The organism is Nonomuraea sp. NPDC023979, from assembly GCF_040639085.1.
Taxonomy (GTDB): Bacteria; Actinomycetota; Actinomycetes; order Streptosporangiales; family Streptosporangiaceae; genus Nonomuraea; species Nonomuraea ceibae.
Map to the genome: position 1 here is coordinate 233938 of NZ_JBEZZG010000002.1, position 18956 is coordinate 252893.

15 protein-coding genes are annotated in these 18956 nt (G+C 74.3%); 6 read left to right on the forward strand and 9 right to left on the reverse strand.

All coding sequences use genetic code 11. The annotated features are described in order from the left end of the window. Window positions 1–3: 3 nt before the first annotated feature. On the reverse strand, window positions 4–1386 hold the full coding sequence (locus tag AB0G11_RS04455; RefSeq protein ID WP_219511257.1) for an aspartate aminotransferase family protein: 1383 nt from the start codon (window positions 1384–1386) through the stop codon (window positions 4–6). A gap of 232 nt (window positions 1387–1618) precedes the next feature. Between AB0G11_RS04455 and AB0G11_RS04460 the strand changes: the two genes are divergently transcribed. Next, complete coding sequence (locus AB0G11_RS04460) at window positions 1619–2974, forward strand: M20/M25/M40 family metallo-hydrolase (protein ID WP_219511258.1); 1356 nt, start codon at window positions 1619–1621, stop codon at window positions 2972–2974. A 14-nt stretch (window positions 2975–2988) separates the two neighbouring features. On the opposite strand, the gene AB0G11_RS04465 is transcribed toward AB0G11_RS04460, so the two are convergent. Both AB0G11_RS04465 and AB0G11_RS04470 read right to left on the reverse strand, forming a co-directional pair. After that, complete coding sequence (locus tag AB0G11_RS04465; RefSeq protein ID WP_357583940.1) at window positions 2989–3483, reverse strand: pyridoxamine 5'-phosphate oxidase family protein; 495 nt, start codon at window positions 3481–3483, stop codon at window positions 2989–2991. 47 nt (window positions 3484–3530) lie between these two features. Next, entirely contained in the window at window positions 3531–4166 is a 636-nt protein-coding gene (locus AB0G11_RS04470) for a helix-turn-helix domain-containing protein (RefSeq protein WP_357583942.1), read from the reverse strand. A 44-nt stretch (window positions 4167–4210) separates the two neighbouring features. On the opposite strand from AB0G11_RS04470, the gene AB0G11_RS04475 reads away from it, so the two are divergent. Both AB0G11_RS04475 and AB0G11_RS04480 read left to right on the forward strand, forming a co-directional pair. Further along, entirely contained in the window at window positions 4211–4699 is a 489-nt protein-coding gene (locus AB0G11_RS04475) for a pyridoxamine 5'-phosphate oxidase family protein (RefSeq protein ID WP_357583944.1), read from the forward strand. A 2-nt stretch (window positions 4700–4701) separates the two neighbouring features. Continuing rightward, window positions 4702–5415, forward strand: coding sequence for an alpha/beta hydrolase (locus AB0G11_RS04480; protein ID WP_357583946.1), 714 nt, complete (start codon window positions 4702–4704; stop codon window positions 5413–5415). Here AB0G11_RS04480 and AB0G11_RS04485 read toward each other — a convergent pair. Beyond that, entirely contained in the window at window positions 5370–5912 is a 543-nt protein-coding gene (locus tag AB0G11_RS04485) for a cysteine dioxygenase family protein (protein ID WP_357583948.1), read from the reverse strand. The genes AB0G11_RS04480 and AB0G11_RS04485 overlap by 46 nt on opposite strands. A gap of 87 nt (window positions 5913–5999) precedes the next feature. Between AB0G11_RS04485 and AB0G11_RS04490 the strand changes: the two genes are divergently transcribed. The 3 genes from AB0G11_RS04490 (at window position 6000) to AB0G11_RS04500 (ending at window position 12767) form a co-directional block, all read left to right on the forward strand. Then, the gene (locus AB0G11_RS04490) at window positions 6000–6908 is read left to right on the forward strand and encodes a LysR family transcriptional regulator (protein ID WP_357583950.1); all 909 of its coding nucleotides are present in this window, start codon (window positions 6000–6002) and stop codon (window positions 6906–6908) included. Between the two features lie 22 nt (window positions 6909–6930). Continuing rightward, window positions 6931–7557 (forward strand): LysE family translocator, encoded by a 627-nt coding sequence (locus AB0G11_RS04495; protein ID WP_219511272.1) that lies wholly within the window; start codon window positions 6931–6933, stop codon window positions 7555–7557. A gap of 248 nt (window positions 7558–7805) precedes the next feature. Further along, on the forward strand, window positions 7806–12767 hold the full coding sequence (locus AB0G11_RS04500) for a hypothetical protein (protein ID WP_357583952.1): 4962 nt from the start codon (window positions 7806–7808) through the stop codon (window positions 12765–12767). Here the strand turns inward: AB0G11_RS04500 and AB0G11_RS04505 are convergent, their stop codons facing one another. From AB0G11_RS04505 to AB0G11_RS04525, 5 genes are read right to left on the reverse strand one after another with little or no spacing between them, the layout of a single operon-like run. Beyond that, window positions 12768–14348 (reverse strand): acyl-CoA synthetase, encoded by a 1581-nt coding sequence (locus AB0G11_RS04505; RefSeq protein WP_357583954.1) that lies wholly within the window; start codon window positions 14346–14348, stop codon window positions 12768–12770. Further along, window positions 14348–15496, reverse strand: a complete 1149-nt coding sequence (locus AB0G11_RS04510) for a thiolase domain-containing protein (RefSeq protein ID WP_219511304.1) — start codon at window positions 15494–15496, stop codon at window positions 14348–14350. Before AB0G11_RS04510 ends, AB0G11_RS04505 begins: the two co-directional genes overlap by 1 nt. Next, a complete protein-coding gene (locus AB0G11_RS04515) occupies window positions 15496–16515 on the reverse strand; it encodes a lipid-transfer protein (RefSeq protein ID WP_219511277.1) in 1020 nt (339 codons plus the stop codon). Before AB0G11_RS04515 ends, AB0G11_RS04510 begins: the two co-directional genes overlap by 1 nt. Further along, on the reverse strand, window positions 16512–17414 hold the full coding sequence (locus tag AB0G11_RS04520) for an OB-fold domain-containing protein (protein ID WP_357583955.1): 903 nt from the start codon (window positions 17412–17414) through the stop codon (window positions 16512–16514). The genes AB0G11_RS04515 and AB0G11_RS04520 overlap by 4 nt, the downstream gene beginning before the upstream one ends. Then, window positions 17404–18948, reverse strand: coding sequence for an acyl-CoA synthetase (locus AB0G11_RS04525; protein WP_357583957.1), 1545 nt, complete (start codon window positions 18946–18948; stop codon window positions 17404–17406). The genes AB0G11_RS04520 and AB0G11_RS04525 overlap by 11 nt, the downstream gene beginning before the upstream one ends. Window positions 18949–18956: the final 8 nt, after the last annotated feature.

Consider the following 18956-nt stretch of genomic DNA (forward strand, 5'->3'; position numbering starts at 1 on the left):
TTTCTACAATCGCGCCCACGCTTCCGTGAGCACCGAGCGGAGTATCGACCCGATCTCGTCGAACTCCTTCGGTCCTGCGATCAGCGGTGGCGCGAGCTGGATGACCGGGTCGCCGCGATCGTCGGCCCGGCAGTAGAGGCCGGCGTCGTACAGCGCGTGCGACAGGTAGCCGCGCAGCAGCCGCTCCGACTCGTCGGCGTCGAACGTCTCCTTGGTGGCCTTGTCCTTGACCAGCTCGATGCCCCAGAAGTAGCCGGAGCCGCGCACGTCGCCGACGATCGGCAGGTCCTTCAGGCCGTCGAGCGTGGCCTGGAACACGGGCTCGTTCCTGGTGACGTGGCCGAGCAGGTCCTCGCGCTCGAAGATGTCCAGGTTGGCCAGCGCGACGGCGGCGGAGACGGGGTGGCCGCCGAAGGTGTAGCCGTGGGCGAACATCTGGTCGCCGTTCTTGAACGGCTCGAACAGCCGCTCGTGCGCGATCATGGCGCCGATCGGCGAGTAGCCGCTGGTCATGCCCTTGGCGCAGGTGATGATGTCGGGCACGTAGTCGAACTTCTCGCCGCCGAACATGGTGCCGAGCCGGCCGAAGGCGCAGATGACCTCGTCGGAGACGAGCAGCACGTCGTACTCGTCGCAGATCTCGCGCAGCCGCTGGAAGTAGCCGGGAGGCGGCGGGAAGCAGCCGCCGGCGTTCTGCACGGGCTCGGCGAACACGGCGGCCACCGTGTCGGGGCCCTCCATCTCGATCGCCCTGGCCACCCGGTCGGCCGCCCAGATCCCGTACTGCTCGGGCGTCATGCCCGGCACGCCGGTGATCTCGTCGGCGCGGTAGTGGTTGGTGTTGGGCACCCGCACCGAGCCGGGCACCAGCGGCTCGAACATCTGCTTGAACGCCGGGATGCCGGTGATCGACAGCGCGCCCTGCGGGGTGCCGTGGTAGGCGATCTGGCGGCTGATGACCTTGTGCTTGAGCGGCTTGCCGACGAGCTTGTAATACTGCTTGGCCAGCTTCCACGCGGTCTCGACGGCCTCGCCGCCGCCTGTGGTGAAGAACACGCGGTTGAGGTCGCCCGGCGTCATCGCCGCCAGGCGCTGGGCCAGCTCGGCGGCCTTCGGGTGCGCGTAGGACCACAGGGGGAAGAACGCCAGCTCCTGGGCCTGCTTGGCGGCGGCCTCGGCCAGCTCGCCGCGCCCGTGGCCGACCTGGACCACGAAGAGTCCCGCCAGGCCGTCGAGGTAGCGTTTGCCGTTGATGTCGTAGATGTAGGAGCCCTCACCGCGGACGATGGTCGGGACCTCGGACTGCTGGTAGGCGCTGTGCCTCGTGAAGTGCAACCACAGGTTGTCCTGAGCGGCCTTCAGGACGTCGTTTTCCGGCTGCGTCATAGCTATCTTCCCTTGTGTCTGACCTCCCCACAGTCTGCATCTTCACCTGCGCTTTGCCAAGCGAATGCGTCGCGACACTCTGCAAGAAAACCGAGATCCGCAGAACCGGTATGTAACAACTACGAAATCCGCAGGTAGATTAGCCGTTGCAGCATCCGGTTTCACGCACAGTGAAGCCTTGTGTGATGCAATGAGACGTTAACTATCGAGAACGACCCCGGGGGACCCACCCGTGACTCCTGACCAGATCGAGAGCGCCGTCGCGGCCGCCATGCCCCAGTCCGTCGAGGAACTGAGGCGCCTGGCCGCCATCCCCTCCGTGGCCTTCCCGGGGCACCCCGAGGAGCCCGTGCTCGCGGCGGCGGCGGCAGTGGAGGAGCTGCTGCGCAGCACCGGCCTGGCCCGCGTGCAGCAGATCCCCGTCGAGGGCAGCTTCCCCGCCGTCTACGGCGAATCGCCGGCCCCGCCCGGCATGCCCACGGTCCTGCTGTACGCCCACTACGACGTGCAGCCCGCCGGCGACCCGGCCGCCTGGCGCACCCCGCCCTTCGAGCCCACCCTCATCGACGGGCAGCTCTTCGGCCGGGGCGTGGCCGACGACAAGTCCGGCATCATCTCCCACGTCACCGCCCTGCGCGCCTTCCAGGGCCGCTTCCCCGTCGGCATCAAGGTCATCATTGAGGGCCAGGAGGAGTACGCCGGCGAGCGGCTGGAGGCGTTCGTCGAGCGCAACCCCGACCTGCTGCGCGCCGACGCCATCGTGGTCGCCGACACCGGCAACCCGCGCGTCGGCGACCCCGCGGTGACCACGTCGCTGCGCGGCATGGCGGCCTTCACGATGGAGGTGCGCACCCTGCGCGAGCCCGTGCACAGCGGCTCGTTCGGCGGCGCCGCCCCCGACGCGCTCGCCGCCCTGATGCGCATGGTGAGCGCGCTCCACGACGAGAACGGCGACATCCGCGTGCCCGGCCTGCCGCGCGGCAGCTTCCTCGGCCAGGGCCCCTCCGAGGAGGAGTTCCGCAAGACGGCCGGCGTCGTCGACGGCGTCTCGCTGGTCGGCTCCGGCTCGCTCGCCGACCGCCTCTGGGCCTCCTACGCGATCACCGTGACCGGCCTCGACGTGCCCAGCGTCTCGGGCGCGGTCAACGCCGTCCAGCCGGTCGCGCGGGCCCGCGTCACCGTCCGCGTCCCCCCGGCGGGCGACCCCAAGACCACGGTCAACGCGGTCGTGGAGTTCCTGCGCCAGGTGGCGCCGTGGGGCGTCAAGGTGTCGTTCGGCGACTTCACCGTGGGCTCCGGCTTCCAGGCCGACTCCGGCGGCAAGGCCCGCTCGGCGCTCAACCGCGCCATGGAGCGCGCCTTCGGCCGCCCGCCGCGCGACGTCGGCGCCGGCGGCTCCATCCCGCTGGTCAACACGCTGCTCAAGCAGTTCCCGGCGGCGGAGATCCTGCTGTTCGGCGCCGAGGACGAGGACGCGGCCATCCACGCGCCCAACGAGCGGCTCGACCTGGAGGAGCTGCGCCGGGTGGCCACCACCGAGGCGCTGTTCCTGCGCGAGCTCAGCCTCCCCTCGGCGCTCGGCGTCTAGGGAAGCCCAAGGGGTCAGGGGCGCCAGCGGGTCTGGGCGTAGTCGCCCTTGCGGAAGCCGAGCACCTTGTCCGGGGCGACCTCGAAGACCAGCGCCCGGCCGCCCTCCTCGCTGTGGAAGGCGCCGTCGCGCACCTCGAAGCGCCACTCCTCGCCGTACTTGGCCACGTAGGCGGCGGCGAGCGCGTGGAGCAGGCCGGGGTCGGACACCTGGGCGGCGACGCCCTCGACGACCAGGTCGAGGCCCTCGCGCAGGGTGCTGGCGCCGGTCGTGAGCGCGCACCGCTGGTTGGTCTCCAGGTTGCGGGCCTTCTGCTCGCCGGGGCCGGTGCAGAAGTAGAGCGCGCGCTCGTGCCAGACGGCGATCAGCGGCGTGACGTGCGGGCGGCCGTCCGTCCGCACGGTCGACAGCCAGTACGTCTGCGCGCGGGCCAGCTCGTCGCGGGCCTGCTCCCACGGCGTGGCGGTGGCGCCCGGCGCGCTGAAGCGCTCGTCGAGATGGGTCTCCATGGCGGGGTCCTTCCCGTGTCGGTTCGGGGGATTGGACTCCGGCGGGGTCAGGAACTCGTCGCCGGGCGCGGGAAGAGCCGGACGAACCGCTCGGCGACCTGCTTGTCCCCCTGGACGGCCATCCTGTCGCAGGGCTCGCCCATGAACACGACGGCGCGCAGCGTGCCGGGGTCGGTGTCGAGGACGGCCTGGGCCGGGGCCTGCCCGTCGGCCGCCCGGGTCAGCGTGAGCCGACCGCCGTCCACCGCGGCCAGGAAGCGCTGCTCGCCGAGGCGCAGGTCGACGCTGCCGGTGAAGCCTTCGGCGGCCCGGGGGTCGAAGGTGGACTTCAGGGCGTACATGAGCGCGTCGGGGCTGAGCGGCCGGTCGGAGCGCAGCGGCGTGCGGCTGCCCCAGCGGGCCAGCGCGAGCACGACGGGCTCCAGGTCGCGGCCGAGGCCGGTCAGCTCGTAGACCTGGCTCGCGGCGGGCGGCGGCAGCTTGCGGCGGCGCACCACCTCCGACTCCTCCAGCTCGCGCAGACGCTGGGAGAGCACGTTCTGGCTCGCGCCGGGCAGGCCCGCGCGCAGGTCGGTGAAGCGCTTGGGGCCGAGCAGCAGCTCGCGGACGATCAGCAGCGCCCACCGCTCGCCGACGTGGTCGAGGGCGCGGGCGATGCCACAGGGGTCGTCGTACGTTCTCATCAGGCTCCTTGCCAACTCGCACCAGCTAGTCCTAGTTTAGGACTATGGAGACCGACCTGAACACACTGCCGCAGGGCGACCTCAGGCTGCTGGAGCACGAGGTGGCCCGCAGCCTGCTCGTCTCGACGGAGCTGGCCAGGGTCGCCTACGTCGCCTCCGACGGCACGCCCCGCGTCTACCCGACGATGTTCCACTGGAACGGCGAGGAGCTGGTCATGGCCACGTTCGCCGGCGCGGCCAAGATCACCGCGCTGCGCGCCAGGCCCGACGTCGCCATCACCATCGACGCCAACACGATGCCGCCCGACGTGCTGCTCATCCGGGGCCGGGCCGAGTTGACCGACTGGGAGGGCATCGTCCCGGAGTACGCCCTGGCCCACCACCGCTACGCCGGCCCGGAGCAGGGCGCCAGGAACGTGGCCGAGGCGGACCGGCCCGGCGTGCGCATGGCCCGCATCGCGGTCCGGCCCGCCTGGGTCGGGGTGCTGGACTTCCAGACCCGCCTGCCCGCGCCGATCGCCGGCCGGGAGTGAGCGTGACGACGTTCGCACTGATCCACGGCGGCGGCTGCAGCGCGTGGTACTGGCACCTGCTGGAGGACGAGCTGCGCCGGCGCGGCCACACCACGGTGGCCGTCGACCTGCCCATCGAGGACCCGGACGCCGGGCTCGGCGACTACGCGGACACCGTGGCCGAAGCGATCCGGCGAGCGGCCCCGAAGGCCGGCGGGGAGGGCACAGGGGAGAGCACCGGGCGGCTGGCCGTGGTGGCGCACTCGTGGGGCGGCTTCGTCGGGCCGCTGGTGTGCGACCGGGCCGGGGCCGACCTGCTGGTGATGCTGGCCGCGATGGTGCCCGTGCCCGGGGAGGCGCCTGGCGCCTGGTGGGCCAACACCGGCTTCGGCGACAAGGACATCGACGACGAGGTGGCGCTGTTCATGCACGACGTGCCGCCCGAGCTGGCCGCCGAGGCGTCGCGGCACAACCGGGCGCACGCGGACAAGGCGCTCGTCGAGCCGTGGCCGCTGGAGCGGTGGCCGGACGTGCCGACCCGCTTCCTGCTCTGCCGGGACGACCGCTGGTTCCCGGCGCCGTTCATGCGGGAGATGGCCCGGGCGCGGCTCGGGGTGACGGCCGACGAGATCGACGGCAGCCACAGCGTCATGCTGTCGCGGCCCGCCGCGCTGGCCGACCGGCTCGAAGCCTACGACCGGGAGGCCGCCGAGGACGCGCGGACCGGCAGGTCGTAGACGCGACGGACGCTGCTGCCCAGCCTGCTCACGTCGGCCCCGTACACGTGGATCGACACCCCGACCTCGGCGCTGGTGTTGCGCACCTTGTGGATGTCGCCGGGCGGCGCGAAGCCGCTGACCTCGCCGGGCCGGTTGTCGGCGCGCCCGATCTCCAGCAGGTGGTCGCCCATGTCCCGGTAGAGGGTCTCGTGCTCGACGCCGCTGAGGACGCCGAACGCGCACCACGAGACGTGGTCGTGGATGACGGTGTCCTGGCCGGGCCGCCAGACGACCGCCACGACCGAGAATGCGTCCTGCGCGTGCAGCACGCGGGACACGTACCCGTCGGGTGAGCCGGCGCGCTCCTCCTCGGTGAGGATGTCCAGCGGGGGGAGCCCGTCGCGCAGCAGGTCGGCGACCGCGAACGCGGTCTCGCGGCGGCCGAGGCCGCGGTCGGTGATCGCGCGGATGCCCGGCACCAGCTCGCCGAGCCCGGGACGCAGGGTCGTCTTCATGGTTTGCCTCCTTTTCTCCACGGTCCTACGGCGGCATCGATAGGTCCAACAGAAGTAATGAGGCTCATTCATAGGTACGGTTGATGGATGCTTGATGTCGTGCGGCTTCGCGTCCTGCTGGCGGTCGCCAGGAAGGGATCGCTCACGGCCGCGGCCAAGGAGCTGCACTACGCGCAGCCGTCCGTCAGCCATCACCTGGCCAGGCTGGAGGCGGAGACCGGGGCCAAGCTGATCCAGCGGGCCGGGCGCGGCATCCGGCTGACCGAGGCGGGGCGGCTGCTGGCCGAGCGGGCCGCCGACATCGTGAGCCGGCTCGACGCCGCCGAGGACGACCTGGCCGCGCACGTCGGGCTGCGGTCGGGGCGGGTGCGGCTGGCGGCGTTCCCGTCGGCGCTCGGCACGTTCGTCCCCGTGGCGGCCGGGCTGCTCGGGCGCGAGCACCCGGGGCTGCGGCTGCACCTGACCGAGACCGAGCCGCCCGAGGCGCTCAAGCTGCTGCGGGCCGGGCGGGTCGACGTCGCGGTCATCTTCCGCTACGACGACACCGCGCCGGAGGACAACGGCATCCAGATGGTCCACCTGCTCGACGACCCGAGCTACCTGGTCTCGCCCGGCCCGGACCGGACGCTGGAAGAGCATGCCGGATCGACGTGGATCGCCGGGTGCGACCGGTGCCGCAGCCATCTGCTCGACCTGTGCGACAAGGCGGGATTCGCCCCGGACATCACGTTCACCAGCGACGACATCGTGGCCGTGCAGGCGCTGGTGGCCGCCGGGATGGGCGTCACCGTCCTGCCGGGGCTGGCGCTGCGCGCGCACCGCCACCCGGAGGTGTCGGCGACCCCGATCCCGGGCTCGACCAGGCACGTCTACGCCGCCGTCTACGGCGAGCCGCCGCACCCGCCGGCCACCGAGGCACTGCTGGCGGCACTGCGGTCGGCACTGCGGTCGGCACCACGGTCTGCGCTGCGGTCTGCACTGCGGGAAACCCTTTGACGGGCCCTCCTACGATGGCCGCATGCCGGATCTGACGACACTCGCCCTCTTCTGCGCGGCCACGCTCGCGCTGCTGCTGGTCCCCGGGCCCGCGGTGCTCTTCATCGTCACGCGCAGCGTCGCCCAGGGCAGGTCCGCGGGGCTCGTCTCCGTCCTGGGCGTGCACGCCGGGTCCGTGGTGCACGTCGTCGCCGCCACGCTCGGGGTCAGCGCCCTGCTGGCGGCCTCGGCGACGGCCTTCACCGTCGTCAAGTACGCGGGCGTCGCCTACCTGGTCTGGCTCGGGCTGCGCAAGCTGGTGCGCCGGGGCGGCGGCGAGGAGGCCGTGGCGGTGCCGGAGCAGTCCAGGCGGCGGATGTTCTGGGAGGGGTTCGTGGTCAACGTGCTCAACCCGAAGACGGCCATCTTCTTCCTGGCGTTCCTGCCGCAGTTCACCGACCCGTCCGCCGGGCCGGTCGCGCCGCAGATGCTGGTGCTGGGGCTGATCTGGATGGTGCTCGGCATGGCCAGTGACGGCACGTACGCGCTGCTGTCGTCGGCCCTGGCGGGTTACGTGCGCGGCTCGGCCCGGGCGCGGCGGCGGCTCGACGTGGGCAGCGGGCTGGTCTACCTGGGGCTGGCGGCCTGGCTCACCGGCGAGAAGGCGTAGCGGATGTAGCCGCCGGGTGACATGCCTCTTCCCGAATGATCGCCAGGCGGCGAAGAAGAGCGACAAGCCGGAAATTTCGTGTCTCTAGTGCCATAGTGAGCGGGTGGCGGGGGCTCAGGCGTTTCTGCGCGGCACCCGCCATCGGCGAACCCCATGTCACCCCGCCACCGCCTTCGCAGCGGCCGGAAAGGGTGACACCCTCGTCATGGACGACACTTCGGACGGCATGTAGCGAAGAGGCGGGCCCCATGCACAGGCCACCGCACAGCCTCGGGCTCCAGCGGGTCGTCGAGGTCTACTCCGGTCACGACGACCTCGTCGGCGCGACCGGATCCGGGTACGTGATCGGCCCCGACCTCGTGCTGACCTCGGCGCGCGACCCCGAGTCCCCCTGCCAGGTGCGCTCCTCGCGCTGGCCCTGGTGGGCCGAGGCCGAGCAGGTATGGCGCGGGCGCGGCAGCACCGACGCCGCCCTCCTCCGCGTCCCCGACGCGCCCTGGCGGAACGTGCCAGGCATCGACCACGTCCGCTGGGCCGCCACCCGGCAGGCCGGCCTGCCCTGCGTCGCGTACGGCTACGCCCTCGCCCACAGCCGCGACGACCACCCGCGCGCCCACCCCAACGGCGACCACCCCACCCACCCGAACGGCCACCGCCCCATGATCACGGCAACCGGCCACCTCGACGGCATCCCCGGCTGGGGCCCGCCCACCGCCACCGTGACCGGCTGGACCGTGCCCCCCGCCGTGCCCTCCGCCGTGCCCCCCGCCGAGGCGCCCGGCGGCGCGGACGTGGCGCTGCCGGACTGGCTCGGGCTCTCGGGAGCCGCGCTCGTCGGCGCTCACGGCCGGCAGGTGCTCGGCGTCGTGCGCGCCGGCCGCTCCGGGCACGCCCACCGCCGGCTGGACATCGTGCCCGTCGCCGCGCTGCTCGCCGACGCCGGGTTCCGCGAGCTGGCAGGCGTACGGCCCGAGCAGGTCGAGGAGCTGACCGGCGAGCCCGGCCTCCTCCTGCCCGACCTGCTGCTGTCCGCCCTCGACGAGCTGCCGCCCGGCTCCCCCGACTGGGCGCTGCTCGCCCCGCGCCACGCCGTCGTCCCGTTCCTCGGCCGTACCCACGAGCTGGCCACGCTGCGCAGCTGGGCCGCGAGCCCCGACCGCCTCTCGATCGCGGTCCTGACCGGCGCGGGCGGCACCGGCAAGACCCGCCTGGCCGCCGAGCTCTGCGACGAGCTCGGCTCCATCGGCTGGGACACCGGATTCCTCCGCCTCCCGCCCCTGTCCGGCCCGGCCGTCCCGCTGGACGCCCTGGGCCCGACGCTCCTGGTCGTCGACCTCCCGGAGCCGTCGGCCGCCCTGCCCGGCGAGCTGATCCGGCGGCTGGCCGCCCACCCGCACAACCCTCGCGTACGCGTCCTCCTCGTGGCACGGGCCCACGCCGGGCCCGACTGGTGGCAGCGCTTCGACGCGGCGGCCGGCGGGCTGCTCAAGCACCTCACCCGCACCGCCATCCACCTCGACGCCCGGCCGCTCAGCCCGGTCGAACGCACCGCCCATGCCACCGCCGCCACCCACGCCTTCACCCTGCACTCCGCCCAGGTGAGCTCCCCGCCCGCGCCCCGGCAGGACCAGCCCGCCCCGGGCCGGTTCTTCGTCGTGGGCGACGAGCGGCCCGCCCACCGGCACCCGCAGGCGCGCGAGGACGAGCCGGACCGGCCGCTCCAGGTGCACGTCGCCGCGCTGATGCGCGTACGGGGACTGGCCCCCGAGCCCGGCGGCGACCCCGTCGAGCGGCTCCTCGAACACGAGCAGGCCAGGCACGGCGACCCGGCCTGGCGTCAGGCGGCGGCGGTCGTCACGCTGACCGCACCGGCCCCCGGCGAGCGGCGGGCGCTGCTGTCCGTGGTGCCGGGCGCGGCGGGGTTCGACGACGACGGGCCCGCCTCGGCGGTCGTGGCCGAACGGCTGCTCGGCGGCGTCGACGAGCTCACCGACCTGGTGCTCGCCCTGCACGACCACCCGACGCGCACGGCCGGGCACCTGGCGCGGATGCTCGCGGTGCTGCGGGCGGCGTGCGGCGACGCGCGGGTCCGGGAGGCGCTGCTGGCCCTGCTGACCGGCCGCCTCGACCGGATGGCGGTCGAGGCGGCCACCGGTCCCGGGGAGCAGCTCGGCGACCTGCTGGACGCGGCCGTGCGGGCGTTACGCGACGAGCCCGCGCTGGCCCGGGCGGCGATGGCGGTGCCGCCGGGCCCGCCCGGGCAGCTCGGGCTCCGGGCGCTGGAGGCCACGCTGGCGGAGCTGCGCGCCGAGTCGCTGCGCGCCGGCGGCGACCCTGCCGAGCTGGCCGCCGCCCTGTCGGACCTGTCCGTCCGGCTGGCGGCCCTGGGCAGGCTCCCGGAGGCGACCGCCGCCGCGGCGGAGGCCGTCGAGACCTTCGCCACCACACCCCCGGACAGCCACCCGGTCGCCCAGGCCCTCTTCAACCACGCCGCCTGCCTCCTCCTGACCACCCCACCCGGGGAGACGCCGTCACGCGAGCCCGCACCACCCGGACGAGCACGAGAGACGGCCACCGGGCACCCACCGGCCGCACCCCGGGAGAGGCCGCCGCACGAGCGAGCGCCCGAGGCAACGGACGCGCCGCCCCCGGAGCCCGCAGCGCGGGAAGCGGTGGGCGCCCCTACCCCGGTGGATGTGGCGCGGGAGGAGGCGGGGCGGTTTCGGCGGCTGGCCGAGGTGGAGGCCGGGTATGCCGGGCAGGCCGCCGGAGCGCAGTACAACCTGGCGTGTGCGCTGCTCGGGGCGGGACGGCTCGGGGAGGCGGTGGCGGCGTTCGCGGCGGCGGGCGGGGACGTGGAGCTGGCCGGGGCCGTCGGAGACGTGCTGCTCGCCCGCACCGGCGCGGGCCGGGCCGGGTGCATGACGGACGGGCCGGCGCCGCTGGGGCCCGGGATGGCGCTGGACGAGGGCAGGCTGAGGGAGCTCGGGACGGCGCTGGCGGTCGCCGCCACGCGGGCCCTGCCGGAGGCGGCGGACGAGGGTGTGTGGCGGGCGTTGCGGCGGGTGGCCGGGCGGCTGGGGAAGGCGGACGGGGCGCTGGTCCCGGCGGCCGAGGCGGTGGCGAGGCTGCGCGGGGCGGCCGCGCGGGAGCCGGGCCTGGGTGCGGAGCTGGCGTCGGCGGCCGGGGAGCTGGCCGGGCTGTACGCGGACCGGGGCCGCTACGGCGAGGCGGCCGCGAGCGCGGCCGAGGCCGTGGCGTGCCTGCGGGCGCTGGTGGTGACGGAGCCGGACGGGCATCGGCCCGAGCTCGTACGGCGGCTGCTCGACCTGGGCGAGTGCCTGCTGGGTGACGGGCGCGCGGAGGAGGCGCTGGAGCCGTTGCGCGAGGCGGCGACCGGCGGCGGCCTGTCGGCGAGGGGGGCGCGGCTGCTCGGCATGTGCCTGCTGGAGCTGGGCCGCAACGTCGACGGCACGGCGTACCTGGAGCGGGCCGCGGAGCTGTACCGGGAGCGGGGCGAGCGGCGGGTGGACGTGCTCGCCGCCGTGGAGCGGGGCCGGGAGGCGGAGGCGGCGCCGCCTCCGCCGGCGCTGATCAACCTGGTGCCGAGCGTGCGCCCCGAGGAGGACGTGACCAAGGCCGAACGGGAGCTGGCCGACCACCGGCGCGGCGACGGCGACGTGCGCGAGCATGTCGCGGTGCAGGCCAGGCTCGCCTGGACGTGGGCGGCGACGGGCCGCCCGGCGGACGGCGTGGTGCTGGCGGAGCAGGCCGCCGAGCTGCTCGACCGGTACGTCCCTGCGGAGGCGCGTACGGGACTGGCCGGGGACGTGGCGGCGGCGCTGGGCCGGTCGCTGGTGGCGCTGGGCCGGGACGAGGAGGCGGTGCCGCACCTGACGGCGGCGGTGGCGGCGTGCGGGCCGGAGGTGCGGCTGGAGCTGGTGGAGCGCCTGGTGCTGGCGGCCACGGCGCTGTCCAGGACGCGCCGCGACGCGGAGGCGGAGGCTGCCGCGGACCGGCTGGTCGAGCTGCTGCGCGCCCAGGTGGAGCAGCCGTCGCGGGAGTCGAGGCAGTGGGGGGTGCCCGCCGGGGTGGGGGTGGCGGCGCTGGCCGGGGCGTTGCGGTTGCGCGGCGGGATCCGGCTGGCCAGGGGCGATCTGGAGGGGGCGCTGGAGGCGGCCGGTGCGGCGCTGGCGGTGCTGCCGCCGGTGGGCCGTGAGGTGCTGGCCGGTACGTGCCTGCAGCTCAGCGGCCTGTGCCGGAGCCTGCTCGGCGACGGTGAGCGGGCGGCGGTGGAGCTGGTGCGCGGGACGACCCTGCTGTCGGGGCTGTTCGACGAGCAGGTCCCGGTGGCTCCCGAGGTCGCGGCGACGCACCGGCTCGCGTTGCTGCGGCTGGGCGGGCGGTACGTGGACCAGGGCGAGCCGGCCGAGGCGGCGGCGTTCTACGGGCGGGCGCTGGAGGGTCCGGCGGGCGGCCTGGAGGTGCTGGGCGAGCTGGCCGGTTATCTCGGGGTGGCGTTCGAGGCCGCCTCGCGCGGCGGCCCCGGGGAGCGGGCGCGGCTGGCGGAGGCGATGGCCGAGCTGCTGCCGCCGTTGACGGACCACGCCGCCGCGCTGGAGCGTGACGTCCCGGTGCGGGCGGGCGCGGAGGCGTACGAGCTGCTGGGGCGCTGCCTGGAGACGTACGCGGCGGTAACGGAGGTCGTCGGCGATCCGGAGACGGCGGCGGACGGGGCGGAGCTGGCGGTGCGGGTGCTGGAGTGCCTGGCCGCGTGCGATCCGGCCCGTTACGGGGCGGAGCTGGGCGCGGCGCTGGGGCGGCTGGGCGGGCTGCTGCACGAGCTGGGCCGGCCGGATCTGACGGTGCTGGCGCGGGCGGCGGACGTGCCGGGCGGCGGCCGGGCGGCGGCGCTGTACGGGATCGCGCTGCTGGAGGCGGGCCGGACGGCGGAGGCGGTGGCGCTGCTGGAGCGGGCGGCCGACCTGTGCGACGAGCCTGACGACCCGGCGACGTCGGCGCTGACGTACGCGTATCTGGCGGCGGGGCTGGTGGCGCTCGACCGGCCGGGGGCGGCGCTGGACGCGGCGGGCTGGTCGCTGGCGGAGCAGGAGCGGGTGCCCCCGGAGCAGGCGGACCGCGTGGCACCGCTGCGTGCCATGGCCGCCGGGGTGCGCGAGACGGTGCTGCGCGCTACCGATACCCAGTGATCACCCTCCGGTGAGCACCTGCTTGGCCCACCGGTAGTCGGCCTTGCCGGCCGGGGAGCGGATCATCTCGGCGACGAACGCCCACGCGCGCGGCACCTTGTAGCCGGCCAGCAGCCGCCGGCAGTGGGCGTCGAGCTCGGCCTCGGTGACGTGCAGGCCGGGCCGGGGCTCGATCACGGCGGCGACCCTGCTGCCCCACCGCTCGTCGGGCACGCCGGTGACGACGGCGTCGAAGACGGCGGGATGCCCCTTGAGCACGGCCTCCACCTCCTCGGGGAAGACCTTCTCGCCCCCGGTGTTGACGCACTGCGACCCGCGGCCGAACACGTTGACGGTGCCGTCCGGCTCGACGCTGGCCAGGTCGCCGGTCAGCAGCCAGCGGGTGCCCGCGGAGTCGGTGACGAAGGTGCGGGCGGTCTTGCCGGGGTCGTTGTAGTAGCCGAACGCGATCCGCCCGGCCTTGGCCACGGTGCCGAGCTCGCCGGAGCCGGGCGTGACGGGGCGCAGCTTGTCGTCGAGCACCGCCAGCCCGGCGGTGGCGTTCGGCCGGTAGCGCAGCCCGGTCTCGGGCGAGGAGCCGGCGATGCCGGAGGCGGTGTAGCCGGACTCGGTGGAGCCGAAGTTGTCGAGGATGATCACGTTGGGCAGCAGTTCCTGGAGCCGGTCGCGCACCGCCCCGCTGAGGATGGCGCCGGTGGAGCTGACGACGCACAGCGAGGACACGTCGTACGAGCCGGCCTCCAGGGCTTCGGCGAGCGGCCTGGCCATGGCGTCGCCGGTGATGTTGAGGGTGAAGACGCGCTCGCGTTCGACGGTCCGCCACACCTCGGCGGCGTGGAACTTGCGCACGTACACCATGGTGGAGCCCATCCACCAGGTGATGAACGTGGCCATCTGGGCGGCGCCGTGCATGAGGGGCGGCGCCGCCATCATGATCATCGGGGCGGTCCTGGTGGCCTCCTCCACCACCTCGCGGGGCGTGGCCCGCGGCTCGCCGTACGGGTTGCCGCCGCCGAAGGCCATGAACAGGTCCTCGACGTGCCACATGGCGCCCTTGGGCAGGCCGGTGGTGCCGCCGGTGTAGATGATGTACACGTCCTGCCCGGAGCGCGGCCCGAACCCGCGCTCGGGCCGCCCGGCGCGTAACGCCTCCTCGTACGGGACCGCGTGCGGGACGGCCGACGACCCGCCGACGGCGATCAGGTGCTCCAGCCGGGGCGCGTCGCCGGCGACGGCGGCCACCCGGGCGTCGAACTCCACGTCGTAGAGCAGCGCCCGGATGTCGGAGTCGCGGTAGAGGTAGAGCAGCTCGGCCTCGACGTAGCGGTAGTTGACGTTGACGGGCACCGCCCGGATCTTGAGGGCGGCCAGCAGCCCGGCGACGTACTCGACGCCGTTGCACAGGTGGATGCCGACGTGCTCGCCGGGCCGGACGCCGAGGTCCTTCAGGTGGTGGGCGAGCCGGTTGGCCTCGGCGTCGAGTTCGGCGTAGGTGCGGCGTTCGGCGCCGCAGACCACGGCGACCCGGTCCCCGATCGCGTCCGCGAGCCCTTCGTACAGGTCAGCGTGGTTGAACTCCATCAGGGCTTCTCCCGTCCGACGATCCACATCGCGAAGAACTGGGCTCCTCCGCCGTAGGCGTGGCCGAGCGCCAGCCGGGCGCCGTCCACCTGGTGCTCCCCCGCCGCGCCGCGCACCTGGAGCGCCGCCTCGGCGAACCGGATCAGCCCGGACGCGCCGATCGGGTTGCTGGACAGGACGCCGCCCGAGGGGTTCCACGGGGTGTCGCCGTCGAGCGCGGTGGCGCCCGACTCGGTCAGCTTCCAGCCCTCGCCCTCGGCGGCGAATCCCAGGTTCTCCAGCCACATCGGCTCGTACCAGGAGAAGGGCACGTACACCTCGGCGACGTCGATCTGCCGCCGGGGGTCGGTGACGCCGGCCTGCCGGTAGACGTCGGCGGCGCAGTCCTTGCCCGCCTGCGGGCTGACGGTGTCGCGCCCGGCACGGAAGATCGGCTCGGAGCGCATGGCGCCGCCGTGCACCCAGGCGGGGGTGCCGGTGGCGGCGCGTTCGGACGACAGCACGAGCGCGCAGGCGCCGTCGCTGGACGGGCAGGTCTCCAGGTAGCGGATCGGCTCCCACAGCATGGGGGTGGACTCGACCATCGCCCGGTCGATGCCGGGGATCTTCAGGTGCGCGTACGGGTTGCGCAGCGCGTTGAGCCGGTCCTTGACGGCCACGAGCGTGCCGATGTGGCCGGGGGCTCCGGTGCGGCGCATGTACTCGCGGATGTGCGGGGCGAAGTAGCCGCCCGCGCCGACGACGAGGGAGGAGCTGAACGGCAGGTGCGTGGACAGCGCCCAGGTGGCGTTGGACTCGGACTGCTTCTCGTAGGCGACGACGAGCACCCGCTCGTGCACGCCGCCCTGGACGAGCCCGGCGCCGACGAGGGCGGTGGAGCCGCCGACGCTGCCGGCGGTGTGCACGCGCATCATCGGCTTGCCGGCGGCGCCGAGCGCGTCGGCCAGGTACGCCTCGGGCATCATGACGCCCTCGAACAGGTCGGGGGCCTTGCCGATGACGACCGCGTCGATGTCCTTGAACGTCAGCCCGGCGTCCTCCAGCGCGCGCAGCGCGGCCTCGCGCACCAGCCCGGCCATGGACACGTCCCGGCGCTTGGTCGTGTAGTGCGTCTGCCCGACGCCGATCACCGCGCAGCGCTGCGCCATCATGCCTCCAGGACGGTGACGAGGTTGTGCTGCAGGCAGGGCCCGCCGGCGGCGTGGCCGACGACGCGCCGGGCGGTGCCGTCGTGGACGCGGCGGGCGGCCTCGCCGATGCGGATCAGGCCGGTGGCCATGACGGGGTTGGCGGCGAGCGGGCCGCCCGACGGGTTGATCACCGTGTCGTCCGGCAGTTCCAGGGCGCGGCGCAGGATGGGCTCCTCGTGCGCGAACTGCGCGTGCAGCTCGGCCACCTCGACGGGCCCCTTGCCGACCCCGGCGGCCCGCGCGGCGTCGGCGGCGGACGCGGACCTGGACAGGTCGCGCAGGCCGAGGTAGTGCGGCTCGATGCGGTGCGCGATGCCGGTCACGTACGCGGGCCGCTCGCACAGCTCGGCGGCCAGGTCGCCGGCGGCGAGCACGACCGCGGCCGCGCCGTCGGTCACGGGAGCCACGTCGCAGGCCAGCACCGGCCCCGCGACGGGGTCGGCGGCCAGTTCGTCGGGCAGGTCGAGCGCGTACGGGTTGCGCCGCCCGTCGGCCCGGCTGCGCCGGACGATCGCGTCCAGCTCCGCGCGCGGCACGCCCGCCGCCGACGCCTGCAGCGCCGCGTAGGACACCTGGTCGAGCCCGAGCGGCGCCAGGTAGTACGGGTCGAGCTGCAGGGTCATGAGCGTGCGCGGATCGCCGGGCGTGGACTTGCCGAAGCCGTACACCAGCGCGCTGTCCACGTCCCCGTGCTGGAGCCGCACCCATGCCTCGTACAGCGCCCAGGCGCCGTCCATCTCGACGTGGCTCTCGGAGATGGGCGGCCAGGCGCCGAGCGCGTCGAGGGCCGAGACGAACGAGAACGGCGCGCCCGCCAGGTAGTCGCAGCTCCCGGAGCAGGTGAAGCCGAACCGGCTGAGCCCGGTGGCCGCCTTGACCGCGTCGATCACGGGCAGGATCAGCTCCGGCTCGGCCAGCCCGGTGTCGTGGTCGGTGTGCTCGCTCTGGGCGAAGGCGACGATCGCCACCCTTCTCATGACAGCTCCACATCCGGCTCGCCGGTGGGGGCGAACCACCGCACGCTGGCCATCGACGGCGTCCGCTCGTCCTCGGGGACCCATACGGCGCGCACCCGCATGCCGTGGCGCACCTCGTGCGCGGGCACCCCGCCGACGAGCGCGATCATCGGCACGTCCGCGCCGTCGAGCAGGATGTACGCGGACACGAACGGCACCTCGGGGGCGCGCGGGTCGGGCAGGTTGTTGATCGCGAAGGTGGTGACGGTGCCGGTGCCGGGCAGCTCGGTCCGCTCGGCGATCCGCAGGCCGCACTCCGGGCACGACAGCCGGTACGGGACGTACACCTTGCCGCAGCCGCCGCATCGCCCGCCGACGAACACGCCGCGCCCGATGCCCTCCAGGAAGACGCCGAGCGCCCCGCCCGCCCTGAGCGTGTACGCGCTCCGCACCGGTGAGACGATCTTCGTCACCTCCGGCGCGAAGCAGGAGAGGTCGGTGATGTGACCGGTGCGTTCGCCGCGCCACACCGGCCACACCCGGGTCCCGGCGGCGACGGCCTTGGGGTTGCCCGCGTCCACGGCGTGCACGAGCGCCGTGTCGGCCCCGTCCAGCTTGATCAGCGCCCAGGCGAACGGCCGGTCCAGCGGGTGGCCGTCCAGCGGCTCGGGCACCCAGGCGCAGGCCGTGACGGTCCCGGCGGGCCCGACCTCGACGTACTCGCCGGTGACCGGTTCGCCGGTCGCGGGGTCGTACTCCAGCGGCGGCACCAGCACCCGGCCCTCGGCGGTGCGCACGCCGACGAGCCGCCCGGCGCGCAGCTCGGTCAGGAACCGGCCGATCACCGGCCCGGTGGTGCGCGTGTAGCCGCCGGGGAACTCCAGCACGTGCTCGGCCGTCAGCGGCTCGTCAGATGGCACGCTCGTGTCCCTCCCAGTAGGGCGCCCGGAGCTTGCGTTTGAGCAGCTTGCCGTTGGGCTCGCGGGGCATCTCGGCGATGAAGTCGACGGTCCTGGGCCACTTCATCCGCGACAGCCGGCCCTCCAGCGAGGCCAGGATCTCCCGGGCCAGCTCGGGCCCGGGTTCGGCGCCGGGGGCGGGCTCGACGACGGCCTTGATCTGCTCGCCCCACTCCTCGTCCGGGATGCCGAAGACGGCCACGTCGGCGACCTTGGGGTGGACGATGATCTCGTTCTCGATCTCGGCGGGGTAGATGTTGGTCCCGCCCGAAATGATCATGTCGGCCTTGCGGTCGCACAGGAACAGGAAGCCGTCCTCGTCCAGGTAGCCGATGTCGCCGACGGTGAAGTAGTCCTTGAGCCGGTTCGCCTCGGTCTTGGCCGGGTCGCCCTTGTACTCGAAGGAGGCGCCCATCATCTTCATGTAGATGGTCCCCGGGGTGCCGGTGGGCACCGGGTCGCCCGCGTCGTCGACGACGAGCAGCTCGCTGATCGGCCAGGCCCGCCCGACGGTGCCGGGGTGCGCCTTCCAGTCGGCGGGGGTGGCCAGGGTGCCGCCGCCCTCGGTGGCCGCGTAGTACTCGTAGACGCAGTCGCCCCACCAGTCCAGCATCGCCCGCTTGACCGGCACCGGGCAGGGCGCGGCGGCGTGGATCATCCACCTCAGCGACGACAGGTCGTAGCGGCCCCGGGTCTCCGCGGGCAGCGACAGCAGGCGTTTGAAGTGCGTGGGGACCATGTGCGAGTTCGTCACCCGGTGGCGCTCGCAGAGCCTCAGCATCTCCTCGGCGTCCCACCGGTCCATGTACACGAGGGTGTGGCCCATGTGCAGGGCGGTGCCGCCGAACTGGGTGACGGCCGTGTGATAGCCGGGCGAGGTGACCAGGTGGGCGTTGGGGCGGCCGGGCGTGATGCCGAACAGGCCGGGCAGGAACGTCATCAGCTCGGCCGCGTCGTCGGGGTCGAGGCCGCTGAGCGGGCGGCGCACGCCCTTGGGCCGGCCGGTGGTGCCGGAGGTGTAGTGCATGGTGGCGCCGGCCGTCCGGTCGCCGGGCAGGGTGTCCGGCCTGCCGTCGGTCAGGTCGCTCAGCGGGCGGAAGCCGGGGAGCTCCGGGACGCCGAAGCACCTGCCGGGGTCGACGGCCTCGGCGGCGCGGGCGGCCTCGGCCGCGTAGCGCGGGTGCGCGAAGAACGCGCGGGCCTCGCTGTCGGCCAGGATGTAGGCGATCTCCGGGCCGGTCAGGTGCCAGTTGATCGGCGTGTAGTACCAGCCCGCCTGTAACGCGGCCAGGTAGAGCACCAGGCCGTCGGCCCCGTTGGGCACCAGCCCGCAGAAGCCGTCGCCGGGTCGCAGCCCGAGCTCGCGCAGGCCGTGCACCAGCCGGTTCGCCCTGGCCAGCAGGTCACCGGCGCGATGTTCCGTGCCGTCGGGGTCCACGGCGGCGACCCAGCCGGGGTCCGCCTGCGCCAGTCTCCAGAAACCGAGCGTGCCCATCGGAACTC

Excerpts from the sequence above, each read along its gene's own strand:
- AB0G11_RS04495 (WP_219511272.1), top strand. The coding sequence starts at position 6,931 with ATGCCGGATCTGACGACACTCGCCCTCTTCTGCGCGGCCACGCTCGCG.
- AB0G11_RS04470 (WP_357583942.1), bottom strand. The coding sequence starts at position 4,166 with ATGAGAACGTACGACGACCCCTGTGGCATCGCCCGCGCCCTCGACCAC.
- AB0G11_RS04515 (WP_219511277.1), bottom strand. The coding sequence starts at position 16,515 with ATGAGAAGGGTGGCGATCGTCGCCTTCGCCCAGAGCGAGCACACCGAC.
- AB0G11_RS04510 (WP_219511304.1), bottom strand. The coding sequence starts at position 15,496 with ATGGCGCAGCGCTGCGCGGTGATCGGCGTCGGGCAGACGCACTACACG.
- AB0G11_RS04465 (WP_357583940.1), bottom strand. The coding sequence starts at position 3,483 with ATGGAGACCCATCTCGACGAGCGCTTCAGCGCGCCGGGCGCCACCGCC.
- AB0G11_RS04490 (WP_357583950.1), top strand. The coding sequence starts at position 6,000 with ATGCTTGATGTCGTGCGGCTTCGCGTCCTGCTGGCGGTCGCCAGGAAG.
- AB0G11_RS04455 (WP_219511257.1), bottom strand. The coding sequence starts at position 1,386 with ATGACGCAGCCGGAAAACGACGTCCTGAAGGCCGCTCAGGACAACCTG.
- AB0G11_RS04500 (WP_357583952.1), top strand. The coding sequence starts at position 7,806 with ATGCACAGGCCACCGCACAGCCTCGGGCTCCAGCGGGTCGTCGAGGTC.
- AB0G11_RS04485 (WP_357583948.1), bottom strand. The coding sequence starts at position 5,912 with ATGAAGACGACCCTGCGTCCCGGGCTCGGCGAGCTGGTGCCGGGCATC.
- AB0G11_RS04505 (WP_357583954.1), bottom strand. The coding sequence starts at position 14,348 with ATGGAGTTCAACCACGCTGACCTGTACGAAGGGCTCGCGGACGCGATC.
- AB0G11_RS04475 (WP_357583944.1), top strand. The coding sequence starts at position 4,211 with ATGGAGACCGACCTGAACACACTGCCGCAGGGCGACCTCAGGCTGCTG.
- AB0G11_RS04525 (WP_357583957.1), bottom strand. The coding sequence starts at position 18,948 with ATGGGCACGCTCGGTTTCTGGAGACTGGCGCAGGCGGACCCCGGCTGG.